At 61.1% G+C, this 21,880-nt stretch carries 25 protein-coding genes; 14 read left to right on the top strand and 11 right to left on the bottom strand.

Translation table 11 applies throughout. The features are described from left to right. A partial coding sequence (locus AC1D2N_RS30895; RefSeq protein WP_477982620.1) for a porin occupies positions 1-349 on the top strand: 349 nt, incomplete at its 5' end. Between the two features lie 449 nt (positions 350-798). Next, positions 799-1,695: a LysR substrate-binding domain-containing protein gene (locus AC1D2N_RS30890; RefSeq protein WP_115157429.1), complete on the top strand. Its 897-nt coding sequence runs from the start codon at positions 799-801 to the stop codon at positions 1,693-1,695. Positions 1,696-1,725: 30 nt separating this feature from the next. On the opposite strand, the gene AC1D2N_RS30885 is transcribed toward AC1D2N_RS30890, so the two are convergent. Beyond that, entirely contained in the window at positions 1,726-2,409 is a 684-nt protein-coding gene (locus AC1D2N_RS30885; RefSeq protein ID WP_130729055.1) for a DNA alkylation repair protein, read from the bottom strand. Next, a complete protein-coding gene (locus AC1D2N_RS30880) occupies positions 2,406-3,275 on the bottom strand; it encodes an NAD(P)-dependent oxidoreductase (protein WP_028733061.1) in 870 nt (289 codons plus the stop codon). The genes AC1D2N_RS30885 and AC1D2N_RS30880 overlap by 4 nt, the downstream gene beginning before the upstream one ends. 164 nt (positions 3,276-3,439) lie before the next feature. Here AC1D2N_RS30880 and AC1D2N_RS30875 point away from each other — a divergent pair, with 164 nt between their 5' ends. From AC1D2N_RS30875 to AC1D2N_RS30830, 10 genes are all read left to right on the top strand, one after another. After that, the gene (locus tag AC1D2N_RS30875) at positions 3,440-3,865 is read left to right on the top strand and encodes a hypothetical protein (RefSeq protein ID WP_115157662.1); all 426 of its coding nucleotides are present in this window, start codon (positions 3,440-3,442) and stop codon (positions 3,863-3,865) included. A gap of 150 nt (positions 3,866-4,015) precedes the next feature. After that, entirely contained in the window at positions 4,016-4,981 is a 966-nt protein-coding gene (locus AC1D2N_RS30870) for an aliphatic sulfonate ABC transporter substrate-binding protein (protein ID WP_130729054.1), read from the top strand. Positions 4,982-5,365: 384 nt separating this feature from the next. Further along, positions 5,366-6,556, top strand: coding sequence for an FMNH2-dependent alkanesulfonate monooxygenase (gene ssuD, locus AC1D2N_RS30865; RefSeq protein ID WP_130729053.1), 1,191 nt, complete (start codon positions 5,366-5,368; stop codon positions 6,554-6,556). An 86-nt stretch (positions 6,557-6,642) separates the two neighbouring features. Next, entirely contained in the window at positions 6,643-7,479 is an 837-nt protein-coding gene (gene ssuC / locus AC1D2N_RS30860) for an aliphatic sulfonate ABC transporter permease SsuC (RefSeq protein ID WP_018242339.1), read from the top strand. A gap of 10 nt (positions 7,480-7,489) precedes the next feature. Beyond that, positions 7,490-8,314 (top strand): ABC transporter ATP-binding protein, encoded by an 825-nt coding sequence (locus tag AC1D2N_RS30855; protein WP_018446407.1) that lies wholly within the window; start codon positions 7,490-7,492, stop codon positions 8,312-8,314. A 209-nt stretch (positions 8,315-8,523) separates the two neighbouring features. Continuing rightward, positions 8,524-8,847, top strand: a complete 324-nt coding sequence (locus AC1D2N_RS30850) for an ArsR/SmtB family transcription factor (protein WP_130729052.1) — start codon at positions 8,524-8,526, stop codon at positions 8,845-8,847. Beyond that, positions 8,844-9,254, top strand: coding sequence for an SRPBCC family protein (locus AC1D2N_RS30845; protein WP_018242336.1), 411 nt, complete (start codon positions 8,844-8,846; stop codon positions 9,252-9,254). Before AC1D2N_RS30850 ends, AC1D2N_RS30845 begins: the two co-directional genes overlap by 4 nt. A gap of 55 nt (positions 9,255-9,309) precedes the next feature. Beyond that, complete coding sequence (locus AC1D2N_RS30840; RefSeq protein WP_130716533.1) at positions 9,310-9,537, top strand: hypothetical protein; 228 nt, start codon at positions 9,310-9,312, stop codon at positions 9,535-9,537. 5 nt (positions 9,538-9,542) lie between these two features. Beyond that, positions 9,543-10,013, top strand: coding sequence for a DUF1801 domain-containing protein (locus AC1D2N_RS30835; protein ID WP_130729050.1), 471 nt, complete (start codon positions 9,543-9,545; stop codon positions 10,011-10,013). A gap of 46 nt (positions 10,014-10,059) precedes the next feature. Next, positions 10,060-10,527 carry a DUF1801 domain-containing protein gene (locus AC1D2N_RS30830; RefSeq protein WP_113542132.1) on the top strand — a complete coding sequence of 156 codons (468 nt, stop codon included), beginning with the start codon at positions 10,060-10,062 and terminating at the stop codon, positions 10,525-10,527. A 55-nt stretch (positions 10,528-10,582) separates the two neighbouring features. Here the strand turns inward: AC1D2N_RS30830 and AC1D2N_RS30825 are convergent, their stop codons facing one another. From AC1D2N_RS30825 to AC1D2N_RS30810, 4 genes are all read right to left on the bottom strand, one after another. Further along, the gene (locus tag AC1D2N_RS30825; protein ID WP_115157438.1) at positions 10,583-11,059 is read right to left on the bottom strand and encodes an SRPBCC family protein; all 477 of its coding nucleotides are present in this window, start codon (positions 11,057-11,059) and stop codon (positions 10,583-10,585) included. Then, positions 11,056-11,397, bottom strand: a complete 342-nt coding sequence (locus AC1D2N_RS30820) for an ArsR/SmtB family transcription factor (protein ID WP_047621392.1) — start codon at positions 11,395-11,397, stop codon at positions 11,056-11,058. Before AC1D2N_RS30820 ends, AC1D2N_RS30825 begins: the two co-directional genes overlap by 4 nt. Then, positions 11,394-12,080 (bottom strand): glutathione S-transferase family protein, encoded by a 687-nt coding sequence (locus tag AC1D2N_RS30815; RefSeq protein ID WP_130729049.1) that lies wholly within the window; start codon positions 12,078-12,080, stop codon positions 11,394-11,396. Before AC1D2N_RS30815 ends, AC1D2N_RS30820 begins: the two co-directional genes overlap by 4 nt. A gap of 129 nt (positions 12,081-12,209) precedes the next feature. After that, a complete protein-coding gene (locus AC1D2N_RS30810) occupies positions 12,210-13,028 on the bottom strand; it encodes a class I SAM-dependent DNA methyltransferase (protein ID WP_018446400.1) in 819 nt (272 codons plus the stop codon). A gap of 115 nt (positions 13,029-13,143) precedes the next feature. Between AC1D2N_RS30810 and AC1D2N_RS30805 the strand changes: the two genes are divergently transcribed. Further along, a complete protein-coding gene (locus tag AC1D2N_RS30805; RefSeq protein ID WP_026230663.1) occupies positions 13,144-13,866 on the top strand; it encodes a DUF2270 domain-containing protein in 723 nt (240 codons plus the stop codon). Between the two features lie 60 nt (positions 13,867-13,926). On the opposite strand, the gene AC1D2N_RS30800 is transcribed toward AC1D2N_RS30805, so the two are convergent. The 4 genes from AC1D2N_RS30800 to AC1D2N_RS30785 form a co-directional block, all read right to left on the bottom strand. Continuing rightward, positions 13,927-14,193 (bottom strand): usg protein, encoded by a 267-nt coding sequence (locus AC1D2N_RS30800; RefSeq protein ID WP_018242327.1) that lies wholly within the window; start codon positions 14,191-14,193, stop codon positions 13,927-13,929. 220 nt (positions 14,194-14,413) lie between these two features. Next, positions 14,414-15,244, bottom strand: coding sequence for an ABC transporter permease (locus AC1D2N_RS30795; RefSeq protein WP_018446398.1), 831 nt, complete (start codon positions 15,242-15,244; stop codon positions 14,414-14,416). After that, complete coding sequence (locus tag AC1D2N_RS30790) at positions 15,241-16,047, bottom strand: ABC transporter permease (RefSeq protein ID WP_018242325.1); 807 nt, start codon at positions 16,045-16,047, stop codon at positions 15,241-15,243. Before AC1D2N_RS30790 ends, AC1D2N_RS30795 begins: the two co-directional genes overlap by 4 nt. 113 nt (positions 16,048-16,160) lie before the next feature. Continuing rightward, a complete protein-coding gene (locus AC1D2N_RS30785) occupies positions 16,161-16,934 on the bottom strand; it encodes a transporter substrate-binding domain-containing protein (RefSeq protein WP_047621389.1) in 774 nt (257 codons plus the stop codon). A 331-nt stretch (positions 16,935-17,265) separates the two neighbouring features. On the opposite strand from AC1D2N_RS30785, the gene AC1D2N_RS30780 reads away from it, so the two are divergent. Beyond that, positions 17,266-19,440, top strand: a complete 2,175-nt coding sequence (locus AC1D2N_RS30780; RefSeq protein WP_130729048.1) for an OmpA family protein — start codon at positions 17,266-17,268, stop codon at positions 19,438-19,440. Between the two features lie 48 nt (positions 19,441-19,488). Here the strand turns inward: AC1D2N_RS30780 and AC1D2N_RS30775 are convergent, their stop codons facing one another. Then, positions 19,489-21,876 (bottom strand): aldehyde dehydrogenase family protein, encoded by a 2,388-nt coding sequence (locus AC1D2N_RS30775; protein ID WP_130729047.1) that lies wholly within the window; start codon positions 21,874-21,876, stop codon positions 19,489-19,491. Positions 21,877-21,880 lie beyond the last annotated feature (4 nt).

Here is a 21,880-nt window from a genome sequence, read left to right as displayed (position 1 = left end):
TGACATCGGTCCCGGTACGCTCGGCCTCGCTGCTGTGTACTCTTCCGGCCCGAACTCCTACTACTCGACGGCTGAATGGGCAGTTGCTGCCGAATACGCCATCAAGGCAACCGACAAGCTGAAAATCACCCCGGGTGTTCAGTACTACGGCAACTACATCGGCGGTGCCAGCGCGTTTGACACCGTTCCTAGCGATTACGACGGTGCCGGTGATGCATGGAAGGTCGGTCTGACCGTTGATTACCAGATCGTCGACAACTTCTACGCCAAGGCTTCGGTTCAGTACCTCGATCCGGATGATGGCGACGACTCCACGACGGGCTACTTCCGTCTGCAGCGTTCGTTCTAATCCACTTGGTGGATATGCTCCCGGTCTTCGGACCGGGAGCACTTAAATCAGTTTCTGATCCGAGTGACCTCCGATCAGCTACGGGGACGGGTCCGGTCTTCCCTGCCGGACCGTCCTTGCAGCGTTTTTGACGCATAGTCTTCAAGGCAGTCTTTCAGGATCGTCTTTTCAGGTGAGCCGAACAGGTACGTTGCGCGCACGTCGGCATCTGCCCGCCTCGTTTCTTGAGGCACCCCGTTTTCAATCTTTCAAACGAGCTGGACCCACCGATCGATTTATCGCGCGGACGGCTGTTGGTCTGTCTTCCTATGCGGTGTTGGCTGGCTTTGTCGCAACAGGTCGCGAAAAGAAAATCCAATGCCGACAATGTGATTACCGCTTTTTGGGAGAGAGGATACAACCCTTGCTGGGGGCCGGCATTCATTCCTACTCGCGGATAGCTTGTTCTTATGGACGATCTCAACGACTACTATTATTTCGCCGCTGTCGTCTCCAGCGGCGGTTTCGCTTCTGCAAGTCGCGATCTCAAAATACCACGTTCGAAACTCAGCAGGCGGGTCAGCCGGCTTGAGGAAGGGCTTGGTGCAAGGCTCATAGAACGCTCGACCCGTCACTTCCGGGTGACTGAGATCGGCCAAGCTTTCTACGAAAGATGCCAGACCATCCTGCAGGAGGCCGATCGCGCCAAGTCGATCGTCAGCGAGGCTCAGTCCGACCCGCAAGGTGTGGTGCGCATGGGCTGCCCGCTTGGCCTCGTCGACATCTCGGTTGGGGGAATCCTGCCCGAATTCCTGGAACGTTATCCGAAGATCAAGCTGCAGATCATCGGCTCCGACCGGCGGGCCGACCTCATCAACGAACGAATCGACCTCGAAGTGAGAGCGACCAACGAGCCGGAGACGCAGACGAGTCTGACGATGCGCAAGCTCGACCGTATCAGGCGTATCCTGGTTGCAAGTCCGTCGCTCGTCGAGCGCACTGGCACCTTGCGTTACGTGGACGAACTCGTCGACCTGCCGACGCTGGCAATGACGTCATGGGTATCGTTCCATACCTGGGAACTGGTCGGTCCGAATGACGCCAAGCGGGTGATTCGGCATCAGCCACGGCTCACCTGCCGCAGCATGACCGCTATCCTCGACGCGGCCCGTGCCGGCCTCGGCTTCGGGCTTTTGCTCGAAAGTGCCTGCGAGGCCGATCTCCAGGCAGGCAAGCTGGTGCGGGTGCTGCCAGAATGGCAGTCGGAGGAGAGCCAGTTCTATATCGTCTTCACGACAGCCAAGGGCATGCCGCCGGCGGTGCGGGTCCTGATCGATTTCCTGGTCGAAAAATCCAAACAGCATTGACTTACAGCGCCACGCGAGCCGGCATTCGCCTTATATCAACCGTGCCAATAGCTTTTCGCCGGCCAACTCCCTGACGGCATCCTTGCCGATCCAGCGGGCAGTTTTGTCAGGGCTTTCCGCCAGGGCCTTTGCGAGCGTCAGTGCCGGCGCATGGCAGGTGAGATTGCGCTTACCGATGCTGCGCAGCGCCCAGTTGACCGCCTTGCGCACGAAGTTTCGCGGGTCGCCTGCATGGGCCTCGATCAGCGGCAACCAGGCAAGGATGGTCGCATCAGGTTCCTTTTTTAAGTGAACCGCGGCACCGGCAATCATGGCGAAGGCGGTGCGCCTGATAAATTCACGCTCGTCTGCGGCGAGGTCTGAGATGAGCTCGTCCAGCCGGGCTTCAACGAAGAGATCGGCGGCGCAATCGACGATCTCCCACGAGTTGAAATCATTGGCCCAACTTCGAGCCTCTTCCATGGTCAACCGCTTCGGCTCGGCGGTGTAGAGGGCGAGCAGGCGGGCTTCGCGGATATCGCTTCGCCAGAGCTGCATTGCCCTGGCGTGATCCTTCTTCGCCAGTCCGGCGACCGCCTTGATATCGGGATTGGAGATTCCGAGGGCGCGATCGGTGACGATGCTAAAGCGCGCCATGCCGGCAACATTCTCCTCCGAGCGCAGCGTTTGGAGATGCGCGATCAATTCGGCCGCATCGGAGGAGGGGCCGATCATTTTTCGAGACGGGCGAGCAGCGAGGATGTGTCCCAGCGATTGCCGCCCATTGCCTGCACGTCGCCATAGAACTGGTCGACGACGGCGGTGACCGGCAGCTTGGCGCCGTTGCGGCGGGCTTCGGTGAGCACGATGCCGAGATCCTTGCGCATCCAGTCGACCGCGAAGCCGAAATCATACTTGCCTGCGTTCATGGTCTTGTGGCGGTTTTCCATCTGCCAGGAGCCGGCTGCCCCCTTGGAGATCACCTCGACCACCTTTTCGATATCGAGGCCAGCACGCTTGCCGAAATGCAGCGCTTCGGCAAGTCCCTGGACGAGGCCGGCAATGCAGATCTGGTTGACCATCTTGGTCAACTGGCCCGAGCCTGCCGGTCCCATCAAACCAACCATGCGGGCATAGGCGTCGATGACAGGTCTGGCGCGTTCGAAGACGGCCTCGTCGCCGCCGCACATGACGGTCAGGACACCGTTTTCAGCGCCGGCCTGGCCGCCGGAGACAGGAGCGTCGATGAAATCGACACCTTTTTCCTTTGCCGCGGCATAAAGTTCGCGGGCGACTTCAGCGCTGGCGGTGGTGTTGTCGATCAGCACCGAACCTGGCTTCATGCCGTGCAGGGCGCCGTTCTCGCCCAATGTCACCGACCGGAGATCTTCGTCATTGCCGACGCAGACGAAGACGAAATCGGCACCTGCGGCGGCCTCGGCCGGGGTGGAGGCGGATTTGCCGGAGAATTTCTCGGCCCAGGCGGCGGCTTTTTCGGCGGTACGGTTGTAGACGGTAACATCGTGGCCGCCCTTCGTCTTCAGATGGCCCGCCATGGGGAAACCCATGACGCCGAGACCGATGAACGCGACTTTAGCCATATGTCCTATCCTTTTCCTCAAGTGCAAGTTCGAGGATTAACCGAAACGGCGGGAGCAGAAAAGCCCGTGAAGACGGACTTCCTTCGGATTGACGCATATGAGGCTGGCCACCATTCGGAGCAGCCCTAGATCGGGGAGAGGGCACAATGTTTCCGGAGGGTGACATGAGCGAAAATCCGACGATCAAGCCGCGGCGCAAAGGCCGCAGCGGAATGCAGGCTATGCTCATTCCATCGCTGCAGATGGTCGCAGAGCAGATTCGATCAGCACCGGAAGGTGTCCTTACCGATGTCGGCGTTCTCCGCCGTCGACTCGCTGACCAATATCGGGCGGATGCCTGTTGCCCGGTAACCGTGCAGCGGCATTTGCGCGCGATCGCCGAACTGTCCTTCGGCGCATTGGAGAAGGGTGAGCCGGTTTCGACGGTCACGCCCTATTGGCGCATCGTCGATCCCGCAAGCCTGCTTGCGAACCGTCTTGCCGGCGGCCCCACCTTGATCCGGGAGCGTCTGGCCGCCGAAGGTTGGGAAGGAAGCGGAATAGTAGAAATAGTAGCCGGCATAGCGGACGCGCGAAAAAAATCCGCTTAAGGGCGATTTCCGGGCCGCAAAATTTCAGCAAAGGCCGAATCTCGCAAATAAAATTGTCGATATAAATTATAGATTTCATCATCATGGCATTCATCACTGACAGGTCGACCAGCCGAAAACAGGCTTGGCACCATGAAAAAGGGGAAAGTCATGATTTCACGTCGACAAACGCTCGGGCTTTTCGCAGCGACCGCGGCTACGGCAATCCTGCCGGCTGTCAGGCCGGCACGCGCTGCTGCCAGCGAGTTCCGTATCGGTTGGCAGAAGAACGGCGTGCTGGCGCTCGCCAAACGTCGCAGCGCACTTGAGAAGCGGCTTGCCGGTCGCGGCATTACCGTCAGTTGGTCGGAATTCACCTCCGGCCCGCCGCTTCTCGAAGCATTGGGCGCCGGCGCTCTCGATTTCGGCGCGACCGGCGATGTGCCGCCGCTCTTTGCCCAGGCGGCCGGCGGGCAGCTCTATTATGTCGGTCTCTACAAGGGTAGCCCGGCAGCCTCGGCCATCCTCGTGCGCAAGGATTCGCCCATCAAGACGCTTGAAGACCTCAAGGGTAAAAAGGTCGCTTTCAAGCGCGGCTCCAGCGCGCATAATGTAACCGTCAAGGTTCTGCGCAAGGCAGGCCTGAAGCCCGAAGATGTCGAGCAGCTCGATCTTTCGCCGCCGGATGCTGCCGCCGCGTTCAAGAATGGCAGCATCGACGCCTGGTCGATCTGGGATCCTTATCTGGCGATTGCCGAAGCTGATCCGGAGACACGTATCCTGACGACCGCCGAAGGCATCGTCGACTCCTACAGTTTCTTCCTCGCCAACCGTGATTTCACCGATGCCAACGGGCAAGTGGTCGTCGAAGTGATCGAAGAGCTTGCCAAGGTCGGAAAGTCGGCACAGAGCAATCTCGACGAAACGGTGAAGGAACTTTCCGAAATCACCGGCGTGCCGGCTGAGGTGACGCGCGTGACATTGACGCGCAAGGGCGCCGATCTCGGCAGCGTCTCGACGATCACCGATGCCGCCGCCGCCTATCAGCAGGCGCTCGCAGACGAGTTCTATGGACTCGGTATCCTGCCGAAGAAGCTTACGACCGGCGACATCGTCTGGCGTCCCAAGGCGAGCTGATTTTTCGACCAGGGCTAAGATTTCCGCGAGGCGGCATGGAGAGGGTCTTCATGCCGCCAAACCGGAAAAATATTCTCCAAAACGGATTGTAATAGCAAATTGATATTGTCGATCTAATTAGTGGTCTATGTCAGTATCCTGACGATCGACGCGGACACTGAAAGGCGTCGGCCAGCCACCATCCGATCGACAGGGATATTTCAGATGCTCACGCATAGATGGACAGCCGGCCTTACTACAGCCTCCGCCGCCACCGCGATCCTCCCAAGCATTCGCGCGGCGGCGGCGCCGAGTGGGCAGACAGTCTGCTTGTTGCCGCTTGCCAGCGGCCATCTCCACCGCGCGAGTTGATTTTCGAATTTCGCAGCTAAAGGACCGTCTTCCATGACCACCACCTCCCATACAAATACATCCAAACCTATCAATTTCCTCTGGTTCATCCCGACATCGGGCGACGGCACCTATCTCGGCTCCTCCGAGCTCAACCGTGCGCCAGAGATTGGTTATCTCACGCAAATCGCCCAAGCTGTCGACCGGCTCGGCTATTCCGGCGTACTGCTGCCGACCGGGGTTGCCTGCGAGGAATCCTTCGTGACCGCCGCCGCCCTTGCCGCAAAGACCGAGAAGCTGCAGTTCCTGGTGGCGATCCGCCCCGGCACGGCATCGCCTGCCTATTACGCGCGTCTTGCGACGACGCTCGACCGCATCTCCAACGGCCGGCTGCTGCTCAACATCGTCGTCGGCGGCAGCCCGGCGGAGCTTGCCGGCGATGGCATCCATATCGAGCATGACGAGCGCTACGCCCATGCCGAGGAGTTCTTCACCGTCTTTGAGGAACTGCTGGAAAAGGGAACGGCAAGCTTCGACGGCAAATATATCAAGGCGACCAATGCGCGCCTTGGCTTCCCCTCGGTGCAGAACCCGCGTCCGCCGCTCTATTTCGGCGGCTCGTCGGATGCCGGTATCGATTTCTCCGTCGGCCGCGTCGACAAGTACCTGACCTGGGGCGAGCCGCCGGCACAGGTTGCCGAGAAGATCACCAAGGTGCGCAAGGCCGCCGGCGAACGCGGCCGCGAGGTGAGCTTCGGCATTCGTCTGCACTTCATTGTGCGCGAAACCGATGATGAGGCGTGGGAGGCGGCCGAGCGGCTGATCCGTCATCTCGACGACGATACGATCCGCGAGGCGCAGGAGCGCTTTGTCCACGAGTCCGACTCGGTCGGCCAGAAGCGCATGGCCGCCCTTCATGGCGGACGCCGCGACAAGCTCGAAGTCTCTCCGAACCTCTGGGCCGGCGTCGGCCTGGTGCGCGCCGGTGCGGGCACGGCGCTGGTTGGCTCGCAGAAGACGGTGGCCGCGCGCCTTCGCGAATATCAGGAGATCGGCATCGATACGGTGATCGGCTCCGGCTATCCGCATCTCGAAGAGGCCTATCGCGTCGCCGAGCTGCTTTTCCCCGAGCTTGGCATCACTCGCGAGCAGCAGCGCCTGGGCTTCAACAACGAGTTCGGCCGCAAGCAGATCTTCGCAGGGGGCAGCCATGGCGGCAATCTGAAAGTCGTCTCCGGCTCCTGAGTTCGAACGAAGACGCAGAGCGTGACACCGCCGCAAGCCGCTTACGGCTTGCGGCATCCTGCTTTCGATAAGCGCGAGGACAATGCATGTCGACTTTCGATACTCCGTTCGTACGGTCGGTCGCTTCCGAAAAGGTTGGAAAGGCGGGTTTGCGCCTGCCGCTGCCCGGCCTGGACAAGCTGACGCCCTATCTGGTGCCGGTGGCGATTGTGGCGTTCTGGCAGCTTGCCTCCTCGGCCGGCTGGATTTCATCGCGCATCATGCCGTCGCCGGCCGATGTCGGCCTGGCCTTCTGGTCGACGACGGTTTCCGGCCAGTTGCCGAATGACGTGCTGGTGAGCGCCGGCCGCGCCTTTGCCGGCCTTCTCGTCGGCGGCTCGATCGGTTTCCTGCTCGGCATCGCCAACGGTGTATCGCGCATTTCGGAACAACTGACCGATACGACGCTGCAGATGCTGCGCACCATTCCGCATCTGGCGATGATCCCGCTCGTCATCCTGTGGTTCGGGATCGGCGAGGAATCGAAGCTGTTTCTCACCTCGCTCGGCGTGCTCTTCCCCGTTTATCTCAACACCTATCACGGGGTGCGCAATGTCGATCGCGATCTGATCGAGATGGGCAAGGTCTATGGCATGGGCAACTGGACGCTGTTCCGCAAGGTGATCTTTCCAGGCGCGCTGCCGTCGATCTTCGTCGGCCTCAGATATGCACTCGGCATCATGTGGCTGACGCTGATCGTATCGGAATCGATCGCCGCATCCTCGGGCATCGGCCATATGGCCAACAATGCCCGCGAATTCATGATGACCGACGTCGTCGTACTCGCCCTCGTCATCTATGCCGTGCTCGGCAAACTTGCCGATGTCATCGCCCGAGTGCTGGAGAGGCGGCTGCTCGCCTGGAACCCGGTCTATCAGAAATAGGAGAGACGCCATGACATCGATCGCGCATGAGCGTTTTCACGCCGTCGCCGAAGAGCCGGCCTATACACCCGCGCCGGAGCGCAATGCGCCTGCGGGGGCAGCGGCGATCAGCCTGACGGGGCTTGAAAAGAGTTTCGGGGCCAACCGCGTACTGCGCGGCATCAATCTGCATATTCCGGCCGGCCAGTTCGTTGCCGTGATCGGAAAGAGCGGCTGCGGCAAGAGCACGCTGCTGCGCATCCTGATGGGCCTTGACGCGCCCAGTGCCGGCGAGCTGCATTTCGAGGATGCCGACGGCGCACAGGCCAGCCCCAATGCGCGCATCGTCTTTCAGGAGCCAAGGCTGCTCCCCTGGCTCAGTGTCGCCGACAATGTCGTCGTCGGGCTCGGCGACGGCATCGATAGACGGGCGGCGCTGAAGGCGGCCGACGCCGTGCTTGCCGAAGTCCAGCTTGGCGAGAAGGCCGGAGAATGGCCGGCGCGCCTTTCCGGCGGTCAGCGGCAGCGCGTGGCACTGGCGCGGGCGCTGGTGAGCCGGCCGGGCGTGCTGGCGCTTGATGAACCGCTCGGCGCTCTCGATGCGCTGACGCGGATCAGCATGCAGGAACTCATCAACCGCGTCTGGCGCGAACTCGGTTTCACCGCCGTGCTCGTCACCCATGATGTCAGCGAGGCGGTGCATCTCGCCGACCGGGTCATCGTGCTCGACGAGGGGCGGATCGCGCTCGATCTTCCCATTCCTTATCCACATCCGCGCCGGCACGGCCATCCCGGCCTCGCCGAGCTGGAAGGCCGGCTGCTTGCCGCGATCCTCGGCACCGACGGCGGGCATTGATCCCAGCGCCGTTTGCGAAGCTGCATGATCAATGGCGAAAATGCATAGGCGCCTGGGTATGAGACATTCACCCGTCTCTGCCGAGGCGCGCTGCCACGTGCGCCAAAATCAGCAACAACAGTTTCCCTAAGTCGTCTCACGTCCAGCTTGACTCACCTATACCTCTATGGCTATACATGAATCCATAGCCAGTGGGGTATGGATTGTAGATGTCAAACGCTCAAGACTTCCTCTTCAGAACGCTCGCCGATCCGACACGGCGGGCTCTTTTCGAACGGCTGTGCCGCGAAGGAGAGAAGACGGTCGGGGCTTTGACGGCACGCGCTGGGGTCTCGCAACCGGTCGTCTCGAAACATCTCGGAATCCTGAAGCAGGCCGGCTTGGTGCGTGACCGTCACGAAGGTCGCCAGACGCATTATAGCGCGCAGCTCGGTGCGCTGGCGCCGCTGGTCGACTGGACAAGTGAGATGGCTGGTTTTTGGCAAAATCGGTTCGACCAGCTGGAAGATCTACTGAAAAGGATGGACCAATGACCGAAACATCGACTGAAACCCGTTCCGTCGTCGTCGAGCGAGAGATCCCTTTTCCGCCGGAAAAGATCTGGCGCGCGCTCACCCAGCCGCATCTGATCGCGGACTGGCTGATGAAGAATGACTTCGTGCCGGTCGTGGATCACCGTTTTAAGCTCAGCGCGGATTGGGGATCCGTCGATTGCCAGGTCCTGGAAGTCGAGCCGAACAAAACCCTGTCTTACACGTGGGCTGCCTATGATCTGGCAAGCGTCGTCACCTGGACTCTCACGCCTACGGGCGCGGGCACGCACCTGCGTATGGAGCAATCGGGCTTCCGGCCGGATCAGCGGCAGGCTTACGGGGGCGCCAGGAGCGGCTGGCAACAATTCTTCGCAAAGCTGGAGCAGGTGCTGGCGCGGATCGAGTGAGACAGACGCCAACGGATACGCCATCCGCTTCGGCACGTTTTCGCAGGAGGTTCCCGTGAATTGGAATAACTGGTGTCGGCAGATCCACCGTTGGCTGTCCATTGCCTTTACGCTGGCCGTCATAATTAATATCATCGCCATGGTGCAGGAGAGATCCTCCGTCGGGGTGGGGCTTTTGGCGCTTCTTCCGCTCGCCTTGCTATTACCCACCGGTCTGTACTTGTTCGCCCTGCCTCATGCCACCAGATGGCGCAGCGCGAGGCGCAGCAGCGGATGGGGGTGAACAGAATGGCCGGCAAGACATCCAAGACCGCAGCGAAGGTCACGAGGAAGACAGCCGCCAAGTCTGAGAGCGCGGGGCCGCCCCTTCTTTCGGGGGGCAACCCTCAGATTGCCAAGGGTTACGGTGACGCTCCCGTGCAAGCCTACATCGCCGCCATGCCGGGCTGGAAAAGCGATGTCGGGCATCGCCTCGATGCGCTCATCACGCGCACGGTGCCTGGGGTGTACAAGGCCGTGAAATGGAACTCGCCCCTCTATGGCATCGAAGGGCAGGGCTGGTTCCTCGGTGTCCATTGCTTCGCGAACTACATCAAACTCGCTTTCTTCCGCGGCATGTCGCTCAGTCCCATCCCGCCCGGCGAGTCCAAACAAAAGGAAGTGCGTTACTTTCACATCCATGAGGCAGACCAACTCGACGAGGCTCAGCTCGCCGCCTGGGTGGAGCAAGCCAGCAAATTGCCCGGTGAACGAATGTGAGCGGACGCCAGGTCATCAGCACTTAAGGGATGGAGGAGCGATATCGATGAAGAAAGCCACGGCAACCATGAAGAAAAGCGGCTCGAGCGAAGAGAAGGACGGAGACTCTCCTTCTCGTTTGATCGATGCGAGAATCGAGGAGTTGAGCGATTGGCGAGGCCAGACGCTCGCTCGGGTCCGAACTCTGATCAGGCAGGCCGAGCCCGAGGTGGTCGAGGAATGGAAGTGGAGAGGGGTTCCCGTGTGGGAGCGCGCCGGTATCATCTGCACCGGCGAGACCTACAAAAGCGTGGTGAAGCTGACCTTCGCCAAAGGCGCCTCGCTAGAGGACCCTTCAGGCCTTTTCAACTCCAGCCTTGACGGCAATACCAGGCGCGCCATCGATTTCCACGAAGGCGATGAGATTGACGAGCAGGCGTTGAAGACGCTCGTTCGCGCCGCCGCAGCACTCAACACGTCAACGCGAGCTGCGGCTCGCCCCGCCAGCTCCCGACAAAAACCAAGCAGCGCTTGATGCTTGGCAACATCGCCTGAAACGCGTCGCATCGAACTTGATTTGGCGACATGTGTCAGTGAATCGGGCTTTCCTCGCGCTCGAGGAAGAGCTCCAGATTGTCGAGGCCGATTTCGGTACCCTGGAGGCGGGCGCCGTTGTCGGCGTAGCCGTCGAGGAAGACCACCTGTTCGGTGAAAACCATTTTGGTGCCGCCGGGTTCGGCTTCGAAGGCGACGGTTGTGAGCGAGGCGGAGATGCGGGTTTCGCCGAGCTTCATCTCATAGACATAGATGATGCGGGCATTGGGCACGATATCGATGTAGTGGGCATCATAGGCGTGCAGAAGGCCGTCGGTATCGGCGACGTAGTTCCTTTCCGTGCCGCCGGGGCGGAAATCGAGACCATAGTCCAGCGCCTGCCACTCGCCGTGGCAGGCGAACCATTGGCGTTTGGCCTCCGGCGCCGACCAGGCGCGGAAGACGCGAGCGACTGGCGCCTTCAGGTGACGCTCGATGACGAGAGTGGTGTGTTCGGCGGATGGCGTCGTCATTCGGGAAGGCTCTCCGTTTCATTGGCAAGAAATTGATCCAGCCTGTCGAAGGTGCTCGTCCAGCGGATCTTTCGCTGTTCTACCCAGCGCTCGACGGCGGCAAGCGCATCCTGTTGCAGCCGGTAGGTTCGTACCCGGCCGGATTTTTCGGAGAGCACGAGGCCGCTCTCCTCCAACACTTGCAGATGTTTCATCACCGTCGGCAAGGCAACGGCGAGCGGCGCGGCCAGTTCGGTGACGGAGGCCGGGCCGCGGCCGAGGCGATCGATCATGCCGCGGCGGCTGCGATCGGAAAGCGCATGAAACATGCGGTCGAGATCCGCTTGGCTTTCGATCATCCCGCCGCATCCCGGAAGCGGGCGGGCAGCCTCTTTTTGTAGGGATAGAACTTGAAGTAGGGGCGGGCCTCGTCCAGCGCCCTTGCAAAGGACGGGCGCGCCAGCAGCCGATCGTAATAGGCGCGAAGGTTCGGCTGTTCCGGAGTGAAGGGGATCAGCGTCTCGGCATAGAAGAGCGCGGGGGCGGCGGCGCAATCGGCCATGGTGAAGCTGTCACCGGATATCCAGGGTTTGTCGGCGAGCTGCTTTTCGATCATCGAGTAAGCGGTGGCAAGCGTCGCCTTGGCGGCCGTGACCTCGATTTCGTCCGCGGTGCCCTCAGGACGCCGGTGATTGCTAACCAGCGTCTGCATCGGCGCCTGGACATAATGATCGAAGAAGCGATCCCAAAGGCGGACTTGCAGCGCCCGGTCGATCTCCAGCGGCAGCAGCCGAAGAGGCCCCGGATAATATTGCTCAAGATATTCGATGATGATCGATGTCTCGGGAATGGTGCTGTCGCGCGCCTCGTCCCGCAGCAGTGGCATCTTGCCGATCGGCCAGAAGCGGAAGAGATCGGCGCGCGAGCTTTCGTCGGAAAGATCGACGATGCGATTTTCGAAAGGGGTACCGTTTTCATAAAGCGCGATCAGCACTTTGTGGCAGAAGGAGGCGAGCGGATGCCCATAAAGCACGAGCGACATGCGGCGACCTTTCCTATCGTTGCGGTAAACTTTACCGATCGACTAACTATCAGGTCATGGCGCATCATGCAACAGATACTTCGCCAACTGCGAAACTATTCCGTCAGGCGAATATCAGGTGTATTAGCTTCAGCCGATATATCGGGCGATCACCAGATGGCCTGGTGTCGGCTGGCCGTCTTCCATGCGCACATTGATATCCGATATCTCGACGAGTTCGAAACCGGTGGCCGTCAGGCGTTCTCTCACATAGGCGTCGGCATGGGCGAAGCGCTGGTGCGGGCCGACCATATAGGCACGGCCGGCGAGTATTTCCTCGGGCAGGGTTTCCGAGGAGAAGATGAACAGGCCGCCCGGTGTCAGGTTCTCGGCGGCGCCGAAGAATAGCGGTTCGAGCGCGCCGAGATAGGGCAGCACGTCGGTGGCGGAGATGATGTCGAAGGCTTCCTCGTCGTTGTCGTCGAGAAAATCCTCGACCTCGGCGACGAAGAGCGTTTCGTAGAGGTCCTTCTCATGGGCGATCTCGACCATCTTCTCCGATATGTCGATGCCGGTCATATCGGCGCAGAGGTCGCGCAGCGCGCCGCCGGTGAGGCCTGTGCCACAGCCGAGATCGAGCAGCCGCTTGAACGGTCCGAGCTTCAGCGCCTGCAGGCGCTGGCGCACCAGCATCGGCACGTGATAGCCGAGCTGCTCGACGAGCACGTCCTCGAAAACCTCGGCATGCTGGTCGAACAAGGTCTCGACATAGGCGTCGGGCGCCTTGACCGGCGTTTCGCCGCGGCCCATCGCGGCAATGCGCACGGCCGCACCGCCGTGATCGTCGGGATCGATTGCCAGGACTTCCTCATAGGCTGCAACGGCCGCGTCGACATCACCGGCCTTTTCCAGCGCCAGCGCGCGGTTATAGGCCTCGCCAAGGGCTTCTTCGTCGATCTTCTTTGCCATCGCAGTCCATCGTCCTTTTGTTTCAGGCATGCGTCTAAGGCGGCTTTCGATGTTTTGCAATGGTGCGCTTGCGGGCGCAGAATGGCCGAAAAGAAGACGAAGGGAGGAACGAGCCATGAAAATGGAGGAAGACAGGACGTCATTGGTACGGGAAGGAGAGGACGCACGGCCTTTGCTGCCAAGTACTCCAAGCGAGGTTACCAACACGCTCATTCATTATTACCGCGGTGAACTCGGACGGATGACAAGTTGGCGCGACCGCATCGACCGGACCTCCAACTGGGCGATCACCGTGGTCGCAGCACTGCTTTCGGTCTCGCTGTCGACGCCGACTTCGCATCACGGAGTGCTGCTGTTCGGGATGATGCTGGTGACGCTGCTGCTGATGATCGAGGCGCGGCGCTACCGCTTCTTCGATATCTACCGCGCCCGCATTCGCCAGATCGAGCGCTGCTATTTCGCCGAGATTCTGGCGCCGGAGGCCGGGGCCGGCGGCGAATGGGCGATGGTGGTCGCCCGCAGCCTGCGCAAACCACGCTTCCTGCTCAGCTATCAGGAGGCGATGCACCGCCGTCTCAAGCGCAATTACGGCTGGATGTATTTCATCCTGCTCCTTGCTTGGTGCCTGAAGATCTCGACGCCGAAATTGCAGACGGAGGGCATGCCGGCGCTGCAGGCGCAGTCATGGGCCTATGTCATCGACAATGCCGTGCTCGGGCCGGTTCCCGGCCTTGCGGTCATTGCCATTGTCGTCGCCTTCTATCTCGGCATGCTCGGTTTCGCGCTTCGCCCGGATCGCGACGAAGGCGAATTCGGCCATGGCGAGGCGCATGTCTGACGCGGTCAGTACATGCCGCCCGAACCGCTCACACTTTTCGGCATCCTGCTGCAGAGCCGATCAGTGCAGGATGAACTCGCCCTTCAGCGCCCGCCACTCGGTTGCCGAGATCAGCTTGCGGTGGATGTAGCGCACCGAATGCAGCGGCCCGTCGAGCTTCTCTTCCCAGAATTTCAGGAAGCCGCGCATTTCGGGAAAATCGGGGGCGAGGTCGTAGTCCTGCCAGACATAGGTCTGCAGGATCGCCGGGTGGTCCGGCAGGTGGTAGAGGATCTGGGCGGTCGTCAGACCGTAGCCCTGCAATTGTTTTTCCATGTCCTTGTGCATCGCATTCCACTTCTTCTTGTTCCCACTCGCGCGCTTATTAGCGCTACGTGATATGGAAACATGCGAGTGGTTAATGAAATCTTTACAGATACTTTATAAAAGGACAATTTATTTTTTATATCAATGACTTGGCAGCATCGTGCCGAGAGTGCTGCCAAGTCGGCTTTGTCTCATGCATGCCGTTATCCCAAAGCTGCGACACGCGTTTCGTCGTCACGCATCAGCGCTTGAGATGCCGGGTCAGGCGGCGTTCGATCCAGGCCCAGAGATGGCGTAAGGCCTCGACGATGACGAGATAAAAGATCGCCGCCCAGAGATAGGTCTGGTAGTCGAAGGTGCGGGAGAAGGCGTAGCGGGTCTCGCCCATCAGGTCGAGCACAGTGATGATGGCGACGACCGCCGAGCCCTTGATCAGAAGGATGATCTCGTTGCCATAAGGACGAAGCGCGACGATGAGAGCCTGTGGCAGGATGATTTTGCGGAAAGCGATAAACTTGTGGATGCCGAGTGCGGCGGCCGCCTCGTGCTGGCCATGCGACACGCTTTCGATCGCGCCGCGCAGGATTTCCGCCTGGTAGGCCGCGGTATTGATGGTCATGGCAAAGAGGCCGCAATACCAGGCATCGCGGAAGAACCACCAGATGCCGACGGCCTCAAGCTGCGGCCGGAATATGCCGAGGCCGTAATAGACCAGGAACAGTTGGGCAAGCAGCGGCGTGCCGCGGAAGAAATAGATGTAGCCGTAGGCCAGCGCATTCAGTACCCGGTTCTTCGACATGCGCGCCACGGCAAGCGGCAGCGACAGGATGGCGCCGCAGATGACGGAAATGAAAACGAGGCTCAGCGTTATCCAGAGACCATGGAGGTAGCGCGGCCCGTAACGGGTGAATTTTTCCGGATCCCAGCCATTGACGACGGAAAAGACAAGAAGCGCTGCGAGCAGAGCCCAGACGGCGACGAAGATATAGCCGGCCATGCGCGCCGGCGTCATCGGCTTCATCACCTCGCGGGGCGCGGGCTGCGGTGGGATCAGCGTTTCGGCATAGCTCATCGACTGATCTCCGAACGCTTGGCCCAACGCTCGACATAGACGAGCAGGAAGGAGGAGAGGATGGCGAGCACCAGATAGAGGCAACAGGCCAGGCCATAGAAGAAGAAGGGTTCCTTGGTCACGCGCACGGCGACACTCGTCTGGCGAAGGATATCGGCAAGGCTGATGATCGAGACGTAGGAGGTGTCTTTCAGCAGCACCATCCAGAGGTTCGTCAGGCCCGGCAGCGCGATGCGCACGAGTTGCGGCAGGATGACCAGGCGCAGCGTGCGGCCGCGATGCAGGCCAAGCGCGTCTCCCGCCTCATATTGTCCCTTGGGGATGGCGCGGAAGGCCGAGAGCAGCACTTCCGAACAGTAGGCCGAGAAGACGACCGAAAGCGCGATGACACCGGCGAGGAAGGCATTGATCTCGACCGGCGGCCCGTCATAGCCGACGAAGGTCAGCAGAGACTGGATCAGCATCTGCATGCCGTAATAGATGATGAAGAGCGTCAGAAGCTCCGGCAGACCGCGGAAGATCGTCGTGTAGATGCCGGCCGCCAGCCGCAGCGACTTCTCCTCCGACTGCTGACCGAGCGCCACCAGGAAACCGATGGCAAGGCCAATCGGCAGGGTGACGATCGCCACCGAAACGGTGATCTGCAGGCCAAGCGCGATCTCGTCGCCCCAACCGGTATCGCCACAGCTAAGAATCGTCGACGGCGCCAGCCAAGTGAAGATGCCAACGGGTCCGCACAGCGGATCGAAGATGTGCACAATCCAGCTCCAGAAGGAGCCCAGCGCGGAAAATAATCCGCCCATGCGAGAATTCCCCTCACGGCTTTTGCCGTTTTAATCTTGCCATCTTTGTCAAACAAAAATGGCGGAAGAGCAAGCCTTCCGCCATTACCTTCATCGGCCAGATAACGAATTTCTTATTCGCCGTAAACGTCGAAGTCGAAGTACTTGTCCTGGATCTTCTTGTATTCGCCGCTGGCACGGATCGCAGCGATCGCCGTGTTCAGCTTTTCCTTCAGCGGGTCGCCCTTGCGGATGGCAATGCCTGCGCCGTTGCCGTTGATTTCCTTGTCGACCGGCAGGGTCGTCAGAATCTTGCAGCAGGCGCCAGCGTCGGACTTGACCCATTCGGAGAGAACGACGACGTCGTCGATGACGGCGTCGACGCGGCCGCTGGCAACGTCAAGCTTGTATTCGTCAGCGGTCGGATAGAGCTTCAGCTCAGTGTCGGCGAGATGTTTCTCGGCATAGTTGGCATGCGTCGTGGAGGTCTGCGCGCCGATCACCTTGCCCTTGAGGCCTGCGACGTCTGATATCGTCGAATCCTTCGGCACGGCAATGGCCGGCGGGGTGTTGTAGTACTTGTTGGAGAAGTCGACGAGCTTCAAGCGCTCCGGCGTGATCGACATGGAGGAAACGATCATGTCGAATTTCTTGGCGTTGAGCGCCGGGATGATGCCGTCCCAGTCGGTGCTGACGAAGGAGCATTCGGCCTTCATTTCAGCGCAGAGCGCCTTGGTGATGTCGATGTCGAAGCCCTGGATTGTGCCACTGGCATCAACGAATTCGAAGGGCGGATAGGTCGAATCGGTGCCGATCACATATTTCTCGCCATCGGCCATGGCCGAGCCGGCAAAAAGGGACATCGCCGCGATCGAGGCTGCCGCGAAAATACGGGTAGGATTAAGCATGAGGATCCTCTCTGTTGGTAGCCGCCGCTCCTTTTTCTCTTGGGCTGACGGCCGCAGTTCAACGGTGCTGAGACCGCCTTGCGGCGATAATCAGACTTTTTTTGATAGAATTGCAACACAAATCCCACCGCAATTGGGCGGTGCAAATAGCGGGCGAGATGAACGTCGGTAGACTGCAACATTCACGCGAGGTTAATCCCCACCTCCCTAGAACCGGAACAAATCGGCGGCTCGGCGATTGCCATTCCGCCGTTTCGCCTCAATGCGAAGCTAGGGGCGGAACCAGGGCCTTGCGGCCTTCAAGAAGCTCAAACAGGATCGAGGAAACCCGATGGGCATGAAATCAAGATTGTTCGCGAGTGCGGCTTTTCCGCTGCTTTCTCTTTCGCTGGCGCTGCAGCCGGCATCGGCGATGGCGGCCGTACGCGACGTTGCGACGCAGGCTGCGGCCGTGCGGCAGGTCGAGCCGGGCAGCTTCGAGGTGGCGCAGGATGCGCCTTCCGAGGAGGAACTGCTGAAGAAGAAGCGCAAGCAGAAGGAGGAAGCCCCGGCCGAACAGGCGCCGGCCGCCGAGAAGCCGGCGCAGCAGGAAGCGCCAGCCGAAAAGCCGAAGGCCGAGCGGAAGGAAGCGCCTGAACCCAAGGCAGAGCCGGAAGCGCCGAAGGCGGAGGCACCGAAGGAGGTGCCCGCCGAGCAGCCTGAAAGCAAGCCCGAGCGGAAAGCCAAACAGCAGGCCCAGCCGGAGGCCGCGCCGCAGCAGGAAGAGCAGCCGGTAACGCAGGAAAAGCCGAAGAAGCCGAAGAAGCAGGAGACGCAGCAGGCCGAGCCGGAGGCTCAGCCGCAGCCCGAACAGCAGCCGGCAGCAAAGGAAGCTCAGCCGGAAACGGAACAGGCAAAACCTGAAGCCAAGCCGGAAGGCGGCAAGCGGGAGAAGGGGCAGGATAAGGCCCAAGGCAAAAATAAAGGCAAGGGCAAGGCTGAGACTGCCGCTCCCGAGACGGTGACACCGACCGAAGAACAGGCCAAGCCCGAAGCCAAGCCAGAGGCGAAACCCGCAGCCGAGGCGCCTGCCAAGCAGAAGCCGACAAAGGGCGAGACTGCAGCACCTGCAGAAAATGCCCCTGCGGCTAAGACGACCGAAGACAAGGCGGCAGCACCGGAAGCCGCGCCGGCCGAGAAGCCGAAGGACGGCACGGCGGCAAAGCCTGCCGGTGAACAGCCCGCCGGTGCACAGCCAGCCGCGCCCGCCACTGACACTGCTCAGCCGCAACCGGATGCCAGCGGCGGCCAGCAGGTGGAGCAGGCCATTCCAGCACCGGAAAAGGCTTCTCCCGAGGAGCTGGAGCGCCGCAAGAAGATCGCCGCAGATCCGGCCAAGAGCAACGAAACCGTCGTGCTGCCGGTCGAGAACGGCGCAGCCGTGCTCGACAGCGACAAGGATGCCGACCGCAGCAAGGGCCGCGAAGGCCGCCGCGACCGCGACAGGCAGCGCGCCGACAGCCAGGAAGTGAAGGTGCCGACCTCAGATGCCGATGCGCAGGCTGCCACCGGCGGCCAGGCGACGGCGCCGGTAAAGCTCGAGGCGGTGACCCGCGAGAAGGGCAGGAAGCTCGATGAGCGGCCGCAATTCGTCCGTCCCGATGGCGCGCGCTTCGACGACCGTGGCGACGACAGCCGTGTGATCATCCAGTACGACAACAGGACGATCGTGCGCGGCGACGACGACAGACGTTTCCTACGCGACGGCGAACGGCCGAGCTACGAGGAGCTTTCGGGTGACCGCTACCGCGAGACGATCACGCGGCCGGAAGGCTATCGCATCGTGACGATCCGCAACCGCTATGGCGACATCATCCAGCGGTCGCGTGTCGATGCCCGCGGGCGCGAGGACGTGCTCTATTATTCGCAGGACCTCTATGACGATCCGGACCGCGACTATTTCGAGGATCCGGGCGCCGACCTGCCGCCGATGCGGCTGCGCGTACCGCTCAGCGACTACATCATCGACACCCGCAGCGACCCGAACCGGGACTATTACGAGTTCCTGAGCGAGCCTCCGGTCGAGCCGGTGGAACGCGTCTATTCGCTGGATGAGGTGAAGTATTCGGCTCGTATCCGCGACAAGGTGCGCCGCATCGACCTCGACACGATCACCTTCGCGACTGGTAGCGCGGACATTCCGATGACCCAGGCGCGCACGTTGCGCAAGGTCGCCGATGCGATCAGCCAGGTGCTCGAGAAGGATCCGAGCGAGACCTTCCTGATCGAGGGTCATACGGATGCTGTCGGCTCAGACCAGAGTAACCTCATCCTCTCCGACCAGCGGGCGGAATCCGTCGCCAACGTGCTCACCGACGTCTACGGCATCGCGCCGGAGAACCTTGCGACGCAGGGTTATGGTGAGCACTACCTCAAGGTCAACACGTCGGCCCCTGAGCAGGAAAACCGCCGCGTCACCATCCGCCGCGTCACGGCACTGGTCCGCCCGGTCGCTGCCAACAAGTGATGCTATGGGTGCCCCTCTCCATTCTTGGGGAGGGGCATTCCGGATTCCTTATTCTCCGTAGGGGATCCAGATATTCTTCACATCCACAGCGCGGCGAAGATACAGCGCGCCTTCGGCAGCGGCTCTGTCCATCCAGTCCGTCGCCTTGCCGTTGTCCACGAAGGTTCGCTTGAGATTGCCCGAAGACAGCTTCTCCACCGTCGTCGAAAGTTCCGCGGAGCCGAAGGCCCACAACGCATCAACGTCATTGTGCGCGGCAAGGATCTTTGCCAGTTCGATCGCCGACCCGGTGACGATATTGACGACACCGGCAGGCACATCCGACGTTTCCAGAACGGAATAGAAATCCGTGGCCGAAAGCGGGAAGGGCTCGCTCGGCACCGCGACGACACGATTACCGGTGGCAATCAACGGCGCAACCAGACTGATAAAGCCGAGCAGCGGCGCTTCCGGCGGGCATATGACGCCAACGACGCCGATGGCTTCCGGCACGGCCAGAGCTACGCCGCGAAGCGGCGGCTGGTGAATGCTGCCTTCATATTTGTCCGCCCAGGCTGCGTAGGTGAAGAGACGCGAAACGGCGGCGTCGACCTCGGCGTTTGCATTGGCTGCGGAAGCTCCGGTCATCGCTGTTATCCGCGAGGCGAATTCGTCGGCGCGACCACTGAGGTTCTCGGCGATGTAGTAGAGAATCTGGGCGCGGTTATGCGTGGTCGTATTCGACCAGGCGGAGGCGGCCTGTGCGGCAACCACTGCATTGCGGATGTCCTTGCGGTTGCCTTCGCCGACCTCACCGATCGCCTTGCCCTTGTGGGAGGTGATGACACGGGAATAATTGCCGTCCGGGCGCGCCTGCTTGCCACCGATGAAGAGCTTTGCCGTCCGGTCGATACTTGGCAGGGCAAAATCGCCAGCAACCGGCTTCACCTGCGAAAGGGCGGGCATTGCTGCTCGCGCCTTGCGGCCGACCCAAGCCTTCGGCTTCAGATATTCGTAGCAACCTTCCCGTCCGCCTTCGCGGCCGAATCCGGATTCGCGCTTGCCGCCAAAACCGACGGCGGCATCGAAAAGATTGGTGGCATTCACCCAGACCACGCCGGCTGCGAGCTTTGCCGCAACGTTCAACGCCAAGCCGATCGTCTCGCTCCAGACGCTGGCGGCAAGGCCGTAGCGGGTGTGATTGGCAAGCTGGATAGCCTCTTCCGGTGTGCGGAAAGTCATGGAGACCGCAACCGGCCCGAAGATTTCCTCGGTCGCGACGATCGAGGTCGGCTGCACGCCGCTGAGAAGCGTCGGCGGGTAGAAGCTGCCGCCCTTCGGCAGGTCGATCTTAGCCTGATGCAGTGTCGCGCCTTCTGAAACTCCCTTTTTCACCAGCGCTTCAATACGCGTCAACTGCACGGGCGCGATGATCGCACCCATATCGATGCACTTGTCCAAAGGCTGACCGACCCGCAATGTCTGCATGCGGCGCTTCAGCCGCTCATGGAAAAGATCGGCAATGCCTTCCTGGACCAGAAGCCGCGAGCCGGCGCAGCAGACCTGTCCCTGGTTGAACCAGATCGCATCGACGACGCCTTCCACGGCGCCGTCGATATCGGCGTCGTCAAAAACGACGAAAGGTGACTTGCCGCCGAGTTCCAGCGTCAACGATTTACCGCTACCTGCGGTACGCTCGCGAATAACGCGCCCGACTTCTGTCGATCCGGTAAAGGCAATTTTGTCGATATCCTCATGCCCGACGAGCAGCGCGCCTGTTTCGCCTTCTCCCGTCACGATATTGAGCACACCCTGCGGAAGGCCCGCTGCGGATGCCAGTTCGGCAAAGAGAAGCGCCGTCAGCGACGTGTATTCGGCAGGCTTCAGGATGACGGCGTTGCCGAGCGCCAAAGCCGGCGCCACTTTCCAGGCCAGCATCAGGAATGGGAAATTCCACGGGATGATCTGGCCGACGACGCCCACCGGCACATGATCGGCAAATTCCGTGTCCTGGATTTGCGCCCATCCGGCGTGATGATAGAAATGACGGGCTGCCAGCGGCACGTCGAGATCGCGGGTCTCGCGGATCGGCTTGCCGTTGTCGATAGCCTCGACCACAGCAATCAGACGCGCATGGCGCTGGATCATCCGGGCAAGCGCATAGAGATGGCGCGCCCGCGCGTGGCCCGGCAGGCGCGCCCATGACGCCTGTGCCTTGCGGGCCGCAGCAACCGCATTGTCCACATCCGCCGCGCCGCCGTTCGCGAGCTTCGCCAGGACCTTGCCGGTGGCCGGCTCGAACGTGTCGAAGTTCTTGCCCGACGCGGAGGCCACGAACGCGCCATTGATGAAGTGACCGAAACCGGAAGCGTGGCGCGCTAGCCAGTCGCGAGCTTCGATATCGGATTCAGGGGCAGGGCCGTAGGACATTTCGTCGAAATACTTTGCAACAGTCATCTGG

This window comes from Rhizobium sp. P1_B8 (assembly GCF_056406515.1).
Note: the sequence above shows the minus strand (reverse complement) of the source record. Positions and strands in the feature narration are given on the sequence as shown.

What these genes read in the sequence shown, in the direction of transcription:
- AC1D2N_RS30890 (WP_115157429.1), top strand. Translation starts at nt 799, where the DNA reads ATGGACGATCTCAACGACTACTATTATTTCGCCGCTGTCGTCTCCAGC.
- AC1D2N_RS30885 (WP_130729055.1), bottom strand. Translation starts at nt 2,409, where the DNA reads ATGATCGGCCCCTCCTCCGATGCGGCCGAATTGATCGCGCATCTCCAA.
- AC1D2N_RS30880 (WP_028733061.1), bottom strand. Translation starts at nt 3,275, where the DNA reads ATGGCTAAAGTCGCGTTCATCGGTCTCGGCGTCATGGGTTTCCCCATG.
- AC1D2N_RS30875 (WP_115157662.1), top strand. Translation starts at nt 3,440, where the DNA reads ATGAGCGAAAATCCGACGATCAAGCCGCGGCGCAAAGGCCGCAGCGGA.
- AC1D2N_RS30870 (WP_130729054.1), top strand. Translation starts at nt 4,016, where the DNA reads ATGATTTCACGTCGACAAACGCTCGGGCTTTTCGCAGCGACCGCGGCT.
- ssuD (WP_130729053.1), top strand. Translation starts at nt 5,366, where the DNA reads ATGACCACCACCTCCCATACAAATACATCCAAACCTATCAATTTCCTC.
- ssuC (WP_018242339.1), top strand. Translation starts at nt 6,643, where the DNA reads ATGTCGACTTTCGATACTCCGTTCGTACGGTCGGTCGCTTCCGAAAAG.
- AC1D2N_RS30855 (WP_018446407.1), top strand. Translation starts at nt 7,490, where the DNA reads ATGACATCGATCGCGCATGAGCGTTTTCACGCCGTCGCCGAAGAGCCG.
- AC1D2N_RS30850 (WP_130729052.1), top strand. Translation starts at nt 8,524, where the DNA reads ATGTCAAACGCTCAAGACTTCCTCTTCAGAACGCTCGCCGATCCGACA.
- AC1D2N_RS30845 (WP_018242336.1), top strand. Translation starts at nt 8,844, where the DNA reads ATGACCGAAACATCGACTGAAACCCGTTCCGTCGTCGTCGAGCGAGAG.
- AC1D2N_RS30835 (WP_130729050.1), top strand. Translation starts at nt 9,543, where the DNA reads ATGGCCGGCAAGACATCCAAGACCGCAGCGAAGGTCACGAGGAAGACA.
- AC1D2N_RS30830 (WP_113542132.1), top strand. Translation starts at nt 10,060, where the DNA reads ATGAAGAAAGCCACGGCAACCATGAAGAAAAGCGGCTCGAGCGAAGAG.
- AC1D2N_RS30825 (WP_115157438.1), bottom strand. Translation starts at nt 11,059, where the DNA reads ATGACGACGCCATCCGCCGAACACACCACTCTCGTCATCGAGCGTCAC.
- AC1D2N_RS30820 (WP_047621392.1), bottom strand. Translation starts at nt 11,397, where the DNA reads ATGATCGAAAGCCAAGCGGATCTCGACCGCATGTTTCATGCGCTTTCC.
- AC1D2N_RS30815 (WP_130729049.1), bottom strand. Translation starts at nt 12,080, where the DNA reads ATGTCGCTCGTGCTTTATGGGCATCCGCTCGCCTCCTTCTGCCACAAA.
- AC1D2N_RS30810 (WP_018446400.1), bottom strand. Translation starts at nt 13,028, where the DNA reads ATGGCAAAGAAGATCGACGAAGAAGCCCTTGGCGAGGCCTATAACCGC.
- AC1D2N_RS30805 (WP_026230663.1), top strand. Translation starts at nt 13,144, where the DNA reads ATGAAAATGGAGGAAGACAGGACGTCATTGGTACGGGAAGGAGAGGAC.
- AC1D2N_RS30800 (WP_018242327.1), bottom strand. Translation starts at nt 14,193, where the DNA reads ATGCACAAGGACATGGAAAAACAATTGCAGGGCTACGGTCTGACGACC.
- AC1D2N_RS30795 (WP_018446398.1), bottom strand. Translation starts at nt 15,244, where the DNA reads ATGAGCTATGCCGAAACGCTGATCCCACCGCAGCCCGCGCCCCGCGAG.
- AC1D2N_RS30790 (WP_018242325.1), bottom strand. Translation starts at nt 16,047, where the DNA reads ATGGGCGGATTATTTTCCGCGCTGGGCTCCTTCTGGAGCTGGATTGTG.
- AC1D2N_RS30785 (WP_047621389.1), bottom strand. Translation starts at nt 16,934, where the DNA reads ATGCTTAATCCTACCCGTATTTTCGCGGCAGCCTCGATCGCGGCGATG.
- AC1D2N_RS30780 (WP_130729048.1), top strand. Translation starts at nt 17,266, where the DNA reads ATGGGCATGAAATCAAGATTGTTCGCGAGTGCGGCTTTTCCGCTGCTT.
- AC1D2N_RS30775 (WP_130729047.1), bottom strand. Translation starts at nt 21,876, where the DNA reads ATGACTGTTGCAAAGTATTTCGACGAAATGTCCTACGGCCCTGCCCCT.